Genomic DNA, 13489 nt, shown 5'->3' with positions numbered 1-13489 from the left:
GGAAGGTGGCGACTCTAGCGGGAAAAGCGCGAGCTGAAGACCCTGGACTGAGCGAAAGCCGTCACTTAGAACGGCTTTTGCGAATAAAAGCGTAGCTTTTTGAGCATTGCTGCCTTAATTTCTGGAGTTCGCAGAAATACGGCAAATCGAACCCTTCGCAGTTCGATCGGCTGAAGCCGTGCCCGCAGAAAGCGTCCACCTGCAGCGTAAATCAACATTTATATACTCTCCAAGAAAAGAGGAAACAACATGTTAATCGAAAAAATCATCGGCAACATCGGAGATACAGAAGAAATCTCCGGTAAACAACTCGAATGGGTCGAACTCGAATGGGAAGAACTGAGCAAACGCATCATCCGCACCGAAACAACAGCGGGTACAGACATCGCCCTACGCATCGACCAAGAAGAACCGCTCCAATACGGTGACATCCTATTCGAAGACGCAGAACGCTGCATTGCCGTCCGTACAAAAACGGAAAGCGTCATCGTCATCCGCCCAAAAGACATGGTCGAAATGGGCAAAGCGGCATTTGAACTTGGCAACCGCCACACACCATCATTAATCGAAAAAGATGAAATCATCGTCCGTGCAGATCACACATTAGCGCCATTACTGGATGAAGTAGGTGTCGACTATGAAACAACCGAGCGCCGTTTCAAACAACCGTTCAAATACCGGGGCCACTCCCACTGATCTGCAATTTTTGCGGCTGCTTCAAATTCATGACTCCGCATTTCCGATCGGCTCCTACACACAATCATATGGAATGGAGACGTATATTCAGGAAGACATCATCCGGAGCAAAGAGCACTTGATCGAATTTTGTTCAAGCTTTCTCCATCAGAACCTCGTCTACGGCGATGCGATTCTCATACAGGACGCGCATGCAGCCGCACGCAATAAGGATAGCGTCCGTCTACTTGAGTTGGAACAGCTTTGCGGGGCTATTAAACTAGCAAAAGAATCACGCGACGCAAGTGTCAACTTAGGCCGACAGTTCATTCGCACCATTGCCCCTCTTGTAGAAGACCCGTTTTTCGACGAATGGCAAAACCGCATTAAATTAAATGAAGTAAAAGGTCATTATGCCATTTCATACGGCATATACTGTGCTGTCAGTGAAGTGGCTGTCCATCATGCGGTGCTCGCGTATTTATTTGCCTCTATCAACGGTCTTATCCAAAATGCGGTACGTGCTGTGCCGTTCGGTCAAAATACAGGTGTACAAGCCATGCATGAATTATCCGAAGAAGTTGTACATGCAACGGAACTTGTAACCACGTTAACAGAAGCAGATCTATGTAATAACGCACTCGGTATCGAGTTGGCGTCTATGAAACACGAGTATTTATTCTCCAGGTTATTTATTTCATGAATGTGAGGGATTGTCTATGAAACCAGTACGAATCGGCATCGGGGGTCCAGTCGGATCGGGCAAAACATCGCTCGTCGACCAGTTGACTCGCGCTATGCATGCAGACTATAACATTGCTGTAATTACGAATGATATTTACACACGAGAAGATGCGCAGTTTTTAATACGCAACGGAGTATTAGAGGAAAATCGGATTATCGGCGTGGAAACAGGCGGTTGTCCACATACAGCAATACGTGAAGATGCCTCCATGAACTTTGCGGCGATTGATGAATTGAAAGAGCGCTTTGATGACTTGGATATTATCTTTGTGGAAAGTGGCGGCGATAATTTGTCCGCAACATTCAGTCCGGAACTGGTCGATGGTTATATTTACGTAATCGACGTGGCGGAAGGACAAGATATACCGCGTAAAGGTGGTCCTGCGTTAACGCGATCGGATCTTTTATTAATTAATAAAACGGAACTTGCCCCACATGTCGGTGTCGATTTAGAGGTTATGGAAAGTGACGTTTTGAACATGCGTAACGGTCGTCCTTACGTGTTTGCAGATGTCCGCACGCAGAAAAATGTGGAACAAATCATCCAGTGGATCAAACATAGCATGTTGCTTGAAGGTGCAGGGGTTACAAGTGACAGTAAGTAAGGTGGCACGCATTAATCATCACGGGAAGCTGGACTTGGTATTTGAGCCAAGAAGAGGTTTTACGCGAATGCCGAATGTGTTCCAGCAACCTCCTCTTAAAGCAAGTCGAGAATTGTATGAAGGAAAGAACCCGATGGCGACGGTCTATGTGATGGAATCTTCAGGAGGCATGGTCGCAGGTGACCGAAACGATATTTCAATTCGGTTAAAACCGGGAAGTGACGTGCGCATGATCCAGCAATCAGCGTTGAAAATCTATCGGTCGCATACAGGTGAAACGTGTGTGCAATCAATCGACGTTCAAGTTGAAGAAGATTCACGTTTAGAGTGGATGCCTGAAGTGATCATTCCGTTTGCGGACGCCAAGTTTCAAATGGATACAACAATTCGCGTTGCAAAGGGTTCAAAACTGCTTTGGGGTGAAATACTGGCTCCAGGCAGGGAAAAGCGGGGCGAAGTATTCGACTTCACTTCTTTGAAATCGACGATGAAAATAGCTGTTGATGGTGAGCTGGTCGCGTTTGACGCGATCCATTTCACACCAGATACGATGCATTATGCGCAGCTAGGCATGCTTGAAGAAGCATTGTATATTGGTTCAATCTGGCTCGTGTCGGAAACTTCGAGCGAAATCGACCTTCGCAACATTCAAGAATCGATGCAAGTCGGAAATGGCTTGCGCGCTGGCATCACAAGGTTATCGAGTCATGCGGTCCATTGCCGCTTTCTTGGCGTCGATCAATGGCAGTTGCAACAGGAAATGAAGCGGGTATTTACTGAACTCGCAGTACGTATGTAAGAAGTGGAGGAACGTATGAGAAAAAGACAAGTAGTCATCATCGCCGTATTGTTGTTACTAGTCGTTCTTGCGGGTTGCGGGCAAAAGAAAGAAAATTCTACTGATGCTAGTAAAAACCAACTAATTTATGCTTCAGAATCGGAATTTGACGGGTTGAATCCAATTTTAGAAGAGACGAATGTAGATGCTTTACTATTCCGCGGGTTGTTCCGCTTCAATGAAGACAACGAAGCTACTACGGATATTGCTCAGTCCTATGACATGTCCGATGACAAACTGACGTACACTTTCAAGTTGCGAGACGATATTACATTCCATGACGGTAAACCACTTACTGCGGAAGACGCTATCTTCACAATTGAAAGCATATTGGACGACAACAATGCATCTTACCTGAAGTCTGATTTTACGGAAGTGGATGCATTGAAAAAAATTGACGACTATCAATTTGAATTGAAACTAAAACGTCCCTTTACACCTATCCTCGACAAACTGACTGTTCCAATCCTGCCGAAGCACGCCTTCATTGAAGAAGACATGCGAACAGCTTCTTTCAATAGCCATCCGATTGGAGCAGGGCCTTATCAGTTCGGTGAGTGGAATCGCGGCACAAATTTAACGTTGAAAGCTTTTGACCAATTTTATGGATTGCAGCCATCCATTGGGCAGGTCATATTCAAGTTCATTCCAGACAGTAACGTCCGCGCAATTCAACTGGCATCGGGGGAAGTGGACATTGCATTGCTCGATCCAAACCAAGTTGCTGAAATGGAAAAAAAGGATCACTTGAAAATTTATGATATTGATACGGCGGATTATCGTGGTATGTTATTTAATATGCAAAACGAGTTATGGCAAGATGTGCGCGTTAGACAGGCATTCAGTTTTGCAATCGATCGAGCACAAGTTGTCAAAGGTATTTTGAAAGGGTATGGAGAAGAAGCCTATTCACCGCTTCAAAAACATGCTTTTCATAATGATAGCATTGAGAACTACAGTTATGACATTGAAAAAGCCGAAAAGCTGCTAGATGCTGCGGGTTGGTTGAAGGCAGAAGACGGTTTCCGTTATAAAGACGATCAAAAACTTTCATTCACAATTACAGCTCCTGCATCTGACGCGGTACGTGTGAATATGGCCAACTATCTTGCAGAAGGATATAAGTCAATAGGTGCGCAAGTAGAAGTGGCGGCGCTTGATTGGTCAGCCATCACGATTGATGATACGGACGCATTCATGATTGGATGGGGCAGCCCGTATGACGCCGATCACCATACGTACAGCTTATTTCACTCAAGTGAATCGAGTTTGACGAGTTCGGGGTATAATTATGGAAGCTACGCAAATGCAAAAGTGGATGAGTTACTAGAGCAAGGCCGTTTATCGACTGATGTGGAAGAACGAAAAGCAAGTTACTTGGTATTCCAAGAAGCACTTGCGGAAGATCCCGCATTTGCGTTTGTTGCCTATGTAGATGCTGTATATGGCATTCATGGGAATATTGAAGGTGTGAAAGAGCGAACACTCGGTCACCACGGTTCAGGTTTCCTATGGAATGTCGAGGAGTGGAAATGGAATGACCGTTAAATGGATTGGGAAGCGCATGATGTTGGGGATACTCGTCCTCTTCATCTTGAGCTTCCTCTCTTTTTTCATTATGCATGCAAGTCCCGGAAGTTCAGCGACCGCTTATTACGGAGGCAATGCACAGATGTTGAGTGCTGCCGAGAAAGAGCGTATTAGCCGCACCTTTGCGCTTGATCGGCCGTTAGTCGTCCAGTACGGGGCGTGGCTGATGGAGACAGTGCAAGGTAATCTTGGCATGTCTGCAAAAGAAGGTCGCCCTGTGTCAGCAATTCTTGCTGAACGGGTGACAAATACGTTGTTGCTCGTAGGTGTTTCGCTGTTTTTCATTGTGACTGGTTCCATTTTGCTCGGTATGGAAGCTGGGATGAAGCCGAATTCACTCTTGGACAGGGGACTATCCTCTTTCAGCATCGCCTCCTCGTCTATTCCAGCTTTTTGGCTCGGCATTCTTTTCATTTATCTCTTCAGCTTGAAACTGGGATTACTCCCTTCTTCCGGTATGCAAAGTATTGGGGGCAATGACGATTTTTTTGATAAAGTAAGGCATCTCATCATGCCGGCAGCTGTGATTGTACTGACACACGTCGGTGTGTATGCACGTTTTCTTCAAGATAGTGTAAAGATGGAAATGAGAAGCTATTATGTGAAAACAGCACGGGCAAATGGTGTGGAAGAACGTGAAATAAGAAGCGGCGTGTTACGCAATGCACTTATTCCTTATTTGAATTATCTTGGTATGACAATTCCGTCGTTTTTCGGAGGCTCGGTTATCGTAGAAACGTTGTTTTCGTGGGCAGGCCTCGGTCAACTGATGGCGAAGTCTGTCATGGTGAAGGATTATCCGTTGCTCATGGGCGGTATTATGTTGACGGGTATAATTGTAGTAGTTAGTTTGTTTGTCATTGATGTGCTCATGTTTATCCTCGATCCGAAGTTGCGGAAAAGGGAGTTGGGTGTATGAAGTCTAACAAAATATTCATTTTCTGGTGCGCACTCTTTGGTTTGATTGTACTCATAACGGTGTTTGCTAATTTGTTTTCGACCTATCCTGTGAATGAAATGAATATGGATAAAGTGTATATGGCTCCGGGAGATGGGCATATTCTCGGGACGGATCATCTTGGTCGTGATGTATTTACCCGATTGTTGCATGGAGGCAAAGTAACATTGACTGTCGCTTTTGGTTCCGTTTTGCTGTCTCTCGTTATTGGCGTCATGTACGGTAGCGTTAGCGGTTATGTAGGCGGATGGGTAGATTCTGCAATGATGCGCCTATTGGAAGCTTTGATCTCTATTCCTTCACTCATTTTTGTTCTGGCGTTCCAAGCGGTTATGCAGGGCGGAATGTGGGGAATGACGTTTATCATCGGCGTGACCGGCTGGTTTACGACAGCTCGCATTGTCCGATCTGAATTCATCCGCTTAAAAGAAGCGGATTATGTGAAGATGGCGAGGATGTTCGGAACGCCTATATGGCGGATTATTACTGGGCATTTGTTGCGTAATAGTGTAACGCCATTATTTGTCGTAACGATTTTCAATTTGGCCGGTGCTGTATTCATCGAAGTGTCGCTGAGTTTCCTTGGAATCGGCATACCTCCTTCCATTCCGTCTTGGGGCAATATGTTGTACAATGCGCAGAATGATTTATTGATTGGAGCATGGTGGATTGGCCTTTTCCCTGGCTTGCTCATTTTTTTTACAGTGCTCTCCATTAATTTTATAGGAGAAATGTTGAAGGACAGTCGATTGTAAGGAGGGGATTGCATTGCTAAAAATTGAACATGTTGCAAAGCGGTATGGACGTGGCAGACAGCGAAAAGGTGTGCTTGAAGATATTAACTTGTCGATTGGCAAAGGTGATCTTGTCGGACTTGTCGGCGAAAGTGGAAGCGGAAAGAGTACGTTGGCACGTCTGATTATGCGATTGGAGACAATGGATGAAGGAGAGATCTCGTTTTCAAGATCGGGAAACTTCTATGACTCCTGCCAGATTGTCTTTCAAAATGCTACCGCTGCGTTAAATCCCACTTGGACTGTACGTGCAAGTTTATTGGAACCGTTACGGTTAATGAAAGGGGATCGTGAGGGATATATTAAGGAAATGTTATCGCTTGTTAGTTTAAGTGATGTGCATTTGGATCGTTTGCCGTCTGAACTGAGTGGCGGTGAGCGGCAACGTGTCAATTTACTCCGTTCTATTTTAGTGAAACCGGAGCTGCTTATTTGCGATGAAATTGTTTCGAGTTTGGATAGGTTAATTCAAAAAGAGATTGTTGAGTTGTTGAAACGGTTGAATGAAGAGATGGGAATGGCGATTTTGTTCATCTCACATGATTTGAAGGTGGTCAACTATTTGTGTGACCGTGTGTATGTGATGAAAGATGGGCGGATTGTAGAAGATAGTGTGAAGCAGGACGGCACATTTGTATTTTCTCATCCATATGCACAGCGATTGTTTGAGTGAATAAGTAGGATATGTGTATACTTAAGAGGCAATCGATATGGAAAGGAAGATGAATTTACATGGAACAACGACCAATGAGTCACTCGCGGACAATTAGCACGAAGCTTGTATTGCCGCCTGACACGAATCATATGCAAACGATTTTTGGAGGGAAAGTCCTCGCTTACATAGATGAGATTGCTGCAATCACAGCGATGAAGCACGCGCAGACGGCAGTTGTTACAGCGTCCATCGATTCGGTGGATTTCCTGTCATCTGCAACAGTCGGAGACGTGCTGGAACTGGAGTCCGTAGTTAGTTCGACGGGACGGACATCGATGGAAATATTCGTTTCTGTACATTCGATGGATTTAGAAACTGGCGCAAAACGACTGACGACGGAATCATTTTTGACGTTCGTTGCGATGGATGAGGACAAGAAGCCGATTCCGGTTCCGGGCGTGTTTCCTGAAACGGAGATGGAGAAACGGTTGTTTGAGACGGGACCTGCGCGGCGCGAACACCGGAAGATGCGTAGAGCTATTATGCATTGATTAGCTTTTATGGAGTTTTAGCGTGAGTTATGGAGTTTTACAGTCGATTATGGAGTTTTAGTTAAAGTTATGGAGTTGTACAGAAGAATATGGAGTTTAGTTTCCCCGCGAGTGTATGGATACTCGCGGGAGTTTTTTGTTTGTGGAGATTTTGTCGCGCTGAATGGCTTTTGGCTAGCCGTTTTTTTAACTTTTAGTTGTATATTCGTACGTGATACAGTAATTATTTTGGATTTATACCTCTGATTTTGAAGCGATACTAGGATTGGAAATATTCGTTTTTGCACGACCGTTCCAAGATAAATTTGTCCATATACGCAAAATAAATTCCAAAGGACCTCGTGGGACAAATCGCAAATAGAAGGTGCTAGAAATGCATTGGATGACGAAGATCAGGATTCCGAGTAAAATCCCGTTTAAGACTCCTAGCTTTCCGAATAAACCGAGACCATACCCGTAAAAGATAGTTGTGCAAATGACGGTTTGCATAATGTAGTTTGTCAGTGAGAGTTTGCCAACACTTTCAAATGCGCGCATGATAATCGAGCCGTCCATTTTGGTATACAGATAAGCAAAAGCGAATATATAGCCAAGTGCCAAGATAGGTGCACCGCTGCCAATGAGAAAATCAGTCCATCCGCTTAATGGGACTAGTTCGCCCGCTCCTTTCATGAGTATCCCAAGTGGGACTAATAATAGCGTTGCTTTTAAGTACCAAGCACCTTCTTGAAGTGGGGATTTGAACAGTTGGATTCGTGCTGCGTACATGCCGAACAAGAATAGAGGAGCCATTATAACTGGCGATAGGATGAAAACAACAAAAACTAGCGCACCTGGCAAATCAGACATTGGATCTTCATTATTTCTAAAATGATAGATTTCTGCATATGTCCCTGTTGCATAAATTTCGTTCATCTTTTCAAGATAGCTGTCAGATGCCACAAATTCTTCTGTTGAATCTAGCTCCCCTCCGAAACTGGCTCCTATTAGCATGATAGCGTTCATCAAGACAAACAGTATTAAACCCCATATTAAAATTGTTCTTTTTTTCCTTCTTATAAAAAACAATAAGAAAAACCCAAACACCCCGTAAAATGTTAGAATATCTCCTTCCCATAAAAAGGTGCCGTGCAAAATCCCTAACAAAATTAAAAAGACGAATCTTCGAACGAAATAACGCTTCACCTTCAAGCCTTTATGTTGTAAACTCTCAGTCATCTTTACAATGGAATACCCGAATAAGAACGTAAAGATAGGCATGAAGCTTCCTTCAATAAAAACTTTAACGAAAGTATACGCACCATTATCAATCGGTGCCAAACTCAAATCATCTTTCCCCCAAATTCCATATTGAAAAATCAATAGATTAGCTAATAGTATCCCAAATAAGCTTAACCCTCGCATCCCATCGATCAAGTGTACGCGTTGTTGTTTCAAATTAAATTCCTCCAAACTAGTAGTTTCCAAGGATTTATTTTCCTGGAATTGTGTTTGTGATACTGATATAGAAGCGAAATAATTACTTTTTTTCAAGCAATTAATAGAAAAACTATCCATATTATCACGAACTATTGTTAGTATGAGAGATAAAGCTTATGTACAAGTGAAATGTACCTTAACAGAATCTTAAATTTGGAGGAACGTTTAATGGATTATGCAAAAATATTAGTTGTGGATGATGAGCAAGCCATTGGAGATATGGTCGATATTATTTTGCGAAAAGAAGGATTTTCACAAATCGATGTAGGAGCATCTTGTGAAGAAGCAGGGAATTTTATGAGAAACAAGGAATATGATTTGTTTATCCTCGATATTATGTTGCCAGATGGAACGGGATTAGAGCTAGCTAATAAGATACGGAAACGTTCTGATGCACCCATTTTCTTTTTAACTGCGAAATCGTCTGATGCAGATATTTTGCGGGGATTCATGCACGGAGCGGATGACTATATTACAAAACCTTTCAACCCAATGGAATTAGCGGCTAGAGTAAAGGTGCAAATTACGCGCTATTTAGCTAGTAATGAAAAGAAAAAGCATGAGTATACATATGGATCTATTCATTTGGATGTGGATGCGGCGGTGTTAACGATTCAGGGAGTGGAAGTTGGATTGACCCAAAAGCAATTTCAGCTACTAGAGCTGTTCTGCTCACATCCCAATCAAGTACTTTCCAAGGAGCAATTGTTTGAATCTGTTTGGGGGTATGACGAAATCATTGATGACAATACTATCATGGTGCATATTCGGAAGTTGCGTGAAAAGTTGGAACGTAATCCTAGTCAGCCCGAGTATATCGTGACCGTGCGGGGGATGGGTTATAAGTTTAATGTCTAGGAGGGCATGAATATGAAGCTATCAAGTAAAATGACAATCCGTTTCATTCTTTATTTTCTTACTTTTTACGGAATCTTATTTATTGGAACAACAATCCTTATAGTTGTATTCTTTTCGAATTTCTTATCGGATTTTTATTTTCATGACATACGTGCACTTGAAAAAACCGATGTTGAACGTGGGATTTTACATGAAAATGGTACTCAATCCTTTTCCGATCCTTTTATAAACATAGCTAATCGAAGTGGAGGAGTAGTTCAACTGATTGATGAGGGAGGACGAGTTGTTCATTCCACGAGAGAGGGTGTGCTCCCTGAATCATATACGAATGATGAGTTAACTGAAGTTTCAGGACGTAAAGGGGTACATGCATGGAAGATGGATAATGAGGAGATGTTAGTGTTTATTCCTTATACTAGTAGTGACGAAGTATTGCGGATATTAGAGGCTAGCCCTTCGTTTCCATCCTTATCACAAGAGGATGAACAGCTTTTAAAAGAACGGCATGCCTCATTTGAATTGTTTGATGCAAATGGAATTTTACTTTACTCAAACTCAGCTAAACAGCAGGGGGAAATAACTCCAGTTGACATTTTAGCGAGTAATGCTTCGATGAATGAACGAGAAGAGGTAGTTAGTTTTACAAAACTTTCTTCTGGTGAAATAGTTTTCGTTCGTATGGAAAATCCGTATTTTCAAGCACTTGCACCAAATGATATTTTGTTTTTGAAAAGAATGGTGAAGTGGTTCATAGGGTTTCATGTCTTTTTAATGCTATTTACACTAGGTTTTTCATTGATGATAGGCAGGAATTATGTGAAGCCGGTTTTCTATTTCTTGAGATGGATTGAACAGTTATCCAATAAACATTATGAGCGGCCGACTGATCGAGCGATGAGAACAAAGAAGAATCGTTTTAAGAGGAAATACAGGATGTATGAGGATATTGACCGGTCATTAATGCGTTTATCGAAGAAACTGGAAACGAATGAACGAATAATACTTCAAACAGAGAGGTTACGGGAAGACTGGATTACAGGATTGTCACACGATTTGAAAACGCCTTTAAGCTCAATTTACGGATATGCCAATATGTTATCATCTGAGCATGACTGGACATCTGAAGAAGTGAGGGGATTTTCAAAAACGATGGTCGAGAAATCTAGCTATATGGATACACTCATCAATGAATTGACGTATACCTATCAGTTAAAGAGTGACGGAGTTATCTTTGACAAAATGAAAGTAAACTTCTTCACATACGTGAGTGACTATGTTGAGAGAGGTGGTTGGAAAGAGTTGCGTAATCCAATTGGTGACAAAGAAGTTTACGTGGAAATTGATCAAAAACGGTTTGAACGTGTATTGGATAATATTGTTGGAAATGCAATTAAGCACACCTCCGCTGGGACGCCTGTCCACACTGAGATTAGAACGGATGGCGACTTTGTCGTGTTGGATGTACGAGATGAGGGTGAAGGTATTCCAACGCATATGTTGGAGAACCTTTTTAATCGTTATTACAGGGGAACAAATACAACGACAGATGATTCCGGAACTGGTCTTGGTTTGACGATTGCGCAACAGCTAGTCAGAGCGCATTGTGGAGAAATTGAAGTGACAACATCTACAGTTGGGACAACAATTTCTATAAAGCTACCTTTTTTATGAGCGTCTAGTTGAAACTAAACTAGTAATCTATCCGTATGAATAGTTAGGGAATTCTTAAAGGAGTGATTATGATGCGGGCAGCTATTCACGAACGACAAATAGCATTGACGACGTTGCGAAATGAGCGCGATCGGGTGAGGCGTAGATTGGAAGGTGCGGAAGTTCAGTATAAGGCTGCGCTTGAGACACGGGGCAAGTTGGAGTGGCAGTTGTCAAAAGAGCAGCAGGATGTTATTAAACTCGGGAAGTTTTCATTTGCGAATAAGCTGAAAGAATGGACGGGCAAATGGGATGCGCAAATGGAGAAAGAGATTAATGAAGTGGCAGAAGTTGAGCTGAAATATAATGAAGCGGAAAAGACTGTCATTGATCTCGAAGCGGAGGTTGGACGCTTGTGTGAGCAGATGAGAAATCCGGACTTCCAATATGTCGATGAAGATTGGTCGGATTTTCTTCGAGAGAAAGAGATGTGGATCAGGCAAAATGATACGGTTGCAAACGCAACCTTACAGCAGATTGCCGATGATCGGGTGCGCATTGGTTCATTGAAACGTGAAATTGACGAAGCGCTTGAAGCTGGTGATAAGGCGATACGGGCACTAGATGCTGCGCTTGATAAGCTTGGTAGTGCGGAAGGATTGTCGATTTGGGATACGTTTTTAGGAGGGGGCATGATTGTGTCCGCGATGAAGTATTCGGAAATGGAAGGCTCGGATGATCTTGTTCATCGTGCACAACGCGCTCTACGACACTACGAGACAGAATTGATGGATGTGCATGATGTGGCGTCCGATTCATTCAAAGTGAACCAGAATGATATTTTCACGTTCACGGATTTGTTTTTTGATAACATATTTTCGGATTGGATGGTGCATTCGCGCATTACGGAGGGGAAAAGCAAGTTGAATGTTGTGCTTCGGGAAGTACGCCGGGTGCAAGATCATTTGAAGCGCAAACGCGATGAGGCGATTGAAGAGTCGAGGCGTTTGGATGAACAGGAGCAGGCGATCATTGAATCTTGATTCGCCTGCTTGGTGTGCAATCAAATGCAAGACGAGCACTGGGTATCGATCGAATACGCGTGTTTATCGATTGAATAGTGGACTTTATCGATTGAATACGGACGTTTATCGATGGAATAGCAACTTTTATCAATCGAATAACTAAACTTATCACCATTTTAGGACCTTTGATGTATTTCGCTCGTATTATTAAATTTCCTTTACACGTCTGCATATAGTAGTGTACTATGTAACTAATACACCAGTACAGAAGGAGGCAGACGGATGAAACAATGGAATGGACTGATGCGCAAAGAGTGGGTGCAGTGGAGATGGCAGCTCATTTTTGCGATCGGACTTGCGATTATTGCGTTATTGTTTATGCCGACAGTTGTCGGTAAAATCACCGAGGATTTTGAGATAGTTTTCGAAATGACATTGATGATCAGCTTCATGGTGATGATGGTTGGGATGATTGTTCCCGTCATATGTTTTGCGACAATGTTCAACCGGGATATGAAGTTGCAGGATTTGTGGTTGCATTCGACCGCGAGCATTTATAAGTTAATTGGCGTTAAGTTATTGATGGCGGCATTCATCGGGGCAGTTTCTTTGCTTGTACCAGCTGCGGTTGTTGCAGTGCGTTTTGCTATTACAGATGCGCGTGAAATAACGTTTGATGAGTTGGCGTTTTTTGGCACATCGGCACTCATATTCTTTTTCTCTGTATCTTTGATGTTGATGATTGTCGGATTTTTCTTCATCGTTATCGACCGGCTGATCAAACCTTTTTTAAAAGGGTTTTCCATTGTCGTGACTGTACTTCTGTTCGTCCTTTCTGCACGTTTATACGGAGAGGTGACTGCATCGCGTTTATATGATCGGTTGTTTCACACAGGTAAACTCAACTTGTTGGAGATGAAAAACGCGAAGCTGGAAATAGGAGAGGGTTCGTCTCTTTTTATGAATTTTGATATCTATATCGGGGATATTCTATTTGATACAGCATTGGCGGTCATTTTATTCTTCCTTGCAATTAAGCTCTTTGAGAAGAAAGTGAGGATATGACG

14 protein-coding genes are annotated in these 13489 nt (G+C 42.9%); 13 read left to right on the top strand and 1 reads right to left on the bottom strand.

Annotation, left to right across the window (positions count from 1 at the left end):
- Nucleotides 1-249 precede the first annotated feature (249 nt).
- From H9649_RS05595 to H9649_RS05555, 9 genes are read left to right on the top strand one after another with little or no spacing between them, the layout of a single operon-like run.
- Nucleotides 250-696: an urease accessory protein UreE gene (locus H9649_RS05595; RefSeq protein WP_191693741.1), complete on the top strand. Its 447-nt coding sequence runs from the start codon at nucleotides 250-252 to the stop codon at nucleotides 694-696.
- Nucleotides 638-1378 (top strand): urease accessory protein UreF, encoded by a 741-nt coding sequence (locus H9649_RS05590; protein WP_225229697.1) that lies wholly within the window; start codon nucleotides 638-640, stop codon nucleotides 1376-1378. The genes H9649_RS05595 and H9649_RS05590 overlap by 59 nt, the downstream gene beginning before the upstream one ends.
- Nucleotides 1379-1394: 16 nt before the next feature.
- Nucleotides 1395-2024 (top strand): urease accessory protein UreG, encoded by a 630-nt coding sequence (gene ureG, locus H9649_RS05585; protein WP_191693740.1) that lies wholly within the window; start codon nucleotides 1395-1397, stop codon nucleotides 2022-2024.
- Nucleotides 2011-2823 carry an urease accessory protein UreD gene (locus tag H9649_RS05580; protein WP_318241654.1) on the top strand — a complete coding sequence of 271 codons (813 nt, stop codon included), beginning with the start codon at nucleotides 2011-2013 and terminating at the stop codon, nucleotides 2821-2823. The genes ureG and H9649_RS05580 overlap by 14 nt, the downstream gene beginning before the upstream one ends.
- A gap of 15 nt (nucleotides 2824-2838) precedes the next feature.
- Nucleotides 2839-4410 carry an ABC transporter substrate-binding protein gene (locus H9649_RS05575; protein WP_191693738.1) on the top strand — a complete coding sequence of 524 codons (1572 nt, stop codon included), beginning with the start codon at nucleotides 2839-2841 and terminating at the stop codon, nucleotides 4408-4410.
- Nucleotides 4400-5371: an ABC transporter permease gene (locus tag H9649_RS05570; RefSeq protein WP_191693737.1), complete on the top strand. Its 972-nt coding sequence runs from the start codon at nucleotides 4400-4402 to the stop codon at nucleotides 5369-5371. Before H9649_RS05575 ends, H9649_RS05570 begins: the two co-directional genes overlap by 11 nt.
- The gene (locus H9649_RS05565; protein WP_191693736.1) at nucleotides 5368-6165 is read left to right on the top strand and encodes an ABC transporter permease; all 798 of its coding nucleotides are present in this window, start codon (nucleotides 5368-5370) and stop codon (nucleotides 6163-6165) included. The genes H9649_RS05570 and H9649_RS05565 overlap by 4 nt, the downstream gene beginning before the upstream one ends.
- Nucleotides 6166-6178: 13 nt before the next feature.
- A complete protein-coding gene (locus H9649_RS05560) occupies nucleotides 6179-6877 on the top strand; it encodes an ABC transporter ATP-binding protein (RefSeq protein WP_225229696.1) in 699 nt (232 codons plus the stop codon).
- 59 nt (nucleotides 6878-6936) lie between these two features.
- Complete coding sequence (locus H9649_RS05555; protein ID WP_191693735.1) at nucleotides 6937-7410, top strand: acyl-CoA thioesterase; 474 nt, start codon at nucleotides 6937-6939, stop codon at nucleotides 7408-7410.
- 234 nt (nucleotides 7411-7644) lie between these two features.
- Here H9649_RS05555 and H9649_RS05550 read toward each other — a convergent pair whose 3' ends face one another.
- The gene (locus H9649_RS05550) at nucleotides 7645-8847 is read right to left on the bottom strand and encodes a DUF418 domain-containing protein (protein WP_225229695.1); all 1203 of its coding nucleotides are present in this window, start codon (nucleotides 8845-8847) and stop codon (nucleotides 7645-7647) included.
- A 210-nt stretch (nucleotides 8848-9057) separates the two neighbouring features.
- On the opposite strand from H9649_RS05550, the gene H9649_RS05545 reads away from it, so the two are divergent.
- The 4 genes from H9649_RS05545 to H9649_RS05530 all read left to right on the top strand — a co-directional run bounded on the left by H9649_RS05545 (nucleotide 9058) and on the right by H9649_RS05530 (nucleotide 13487).
- Nucleotides 9058-9747 carry a response regulator transcription factor gene (locus tag H9649_RS05545; RefSeq protein ID WP_191693733.1) on the top strand — a complete coding sequence of 230 codons (690 nt, stop codon included), beginning with the start codon at nucleotides 9058-9060 and terminating at the stop codon, nucleotides 9745-9747.
- Between the two features lie 12 nt (nucleotides 9748-9759).
- Nucleotides 9760-11418 (top strand): sensor histidine kinase, encoded by a 1659-nt coding sequence (locus tag H9649_RS05540; RefSeq protein ID WP_191693732.1) that lies wholly within the window; start codon nucleotides 9760-9762, stop codon nucleotides 11416-11418.
- A 71-nt stretch (nucleotides 11419-11489) separates the two neighbouring features.
- The gene (locus tag H9649_RS05535; protein WP_191693731.1) at nucleotides 11490-12440 is read left to right on the top strand and encodes a hypothetical protein; all 951 of its coding nucleotides are present in this window, start codon (nucleotides 11490-11492) and stop codon (nucleotides 12438-12440) included.
- Between the two features lie 264 nt (nucleotides 12441-12704).
- Complete coding sequence (locus H9649_RS05530) at nucleotides 12705-13487, top strand: hypothetical protein (RefSeq protein ID WP_191693730.1); 783 nt, start codon at nucleotides 12705-12707, stop codon at nucleotides 13485-13487.
- The last annotated feature ends 2 nt before the right edge of the window (nucleotides 13488-13489 follow it).

It is taken from the genome of Sporosarcina quadrami, assembly GCF_014836615.1.
Classification (GTDB): Bacteria; Bacillota; Bacilli; order Bacillales_A; family Planococcaceae; genus Sporosarcina; species Sporosarcina quadrami.
Note: the sequence above shows the minus strand (reverse complement) of the source record. Positions and strands in the feature narration are given on the sequence as shown.

Excerpts from the sequence above, each read along its gene's own strand:
- H9649_RS05570 (WP_191693737.1), top strand. The coding sequence starts at position 4,400 with ATGACCGTTAAATGGATTGGGAAGCGCATGATGTTGGGGATACTCGTC.
- ureG (WP_191693740.1), top strand. The coding sequence starts at position 1,395 with ATGAAACCAGTACGAATCGGCATCGGGGGTCCAGTCGGATCGGGCAAA.
- H9649_RS05595 (WP_191693741.1), top strand. The coding sequence starts at position 250 with ATGTTAATCGAAAAAATCATCGGCAACATCGGAGATACAGAAGAAATC.
- H9649_RS05555 (WP_191693735.1), top strand. The coding sequence starts at position 6,937 with ATGGAACAACGACCAATGAGTCACTCGCGGACAATTAGCACGAAGCTT.
- H9649_RS05565 (WP_191693736.1), top strand. The coding sequence starts at position 5,368 with ATGAAGTCTAACAAAATATTCATTTTCTGGTGCGCACTCTTTGGTTTG.
- H9649_RS05535 (WP_191693731.1), top strand. The coding sequence starts at position 11,490 with ATGCGGGCAGCTATTCACGAACGACAAATAGCATTGACGACGTTGCGA.
- H9649_RS05540 (WP_191693732.1), top strand. The coding sequence starts at position 9,760 with ATGAAGCTATCAAGTAAAATGACAATCCGTTTCATTCTTTATTTTCTT.
- H9649_RS05575 (WP_191693738.1), top strand. The coding sequence starts at position 2,839 with ATGAGAAAAAGACAAGTAGTCATCATCGCCGTATTGTTGTTACTAGTC.
- H9649_RS05545 (WP_191693733.1), top strand. The coding sequence starts at position 9,058 with ATGGATTATGCAAAAATATTAGTTGTGGATGATGAGCAAGCCATTGGA.
- H9649_RS05590 (WP_225229697.1), top strand. The coding sequence starts at position 638 with ATGAAACAACCGAGCGCCGTTTCAAACAACCGTTCAAATACCGGGGCC.
- H9649_RS05530 (WP_191693730.1), top strand. The coding sequence starts at position 12,705 with ATGAAACAATGGAATGGACTGATGCGCAAAGAGTGGGTGCAGTGGAGA.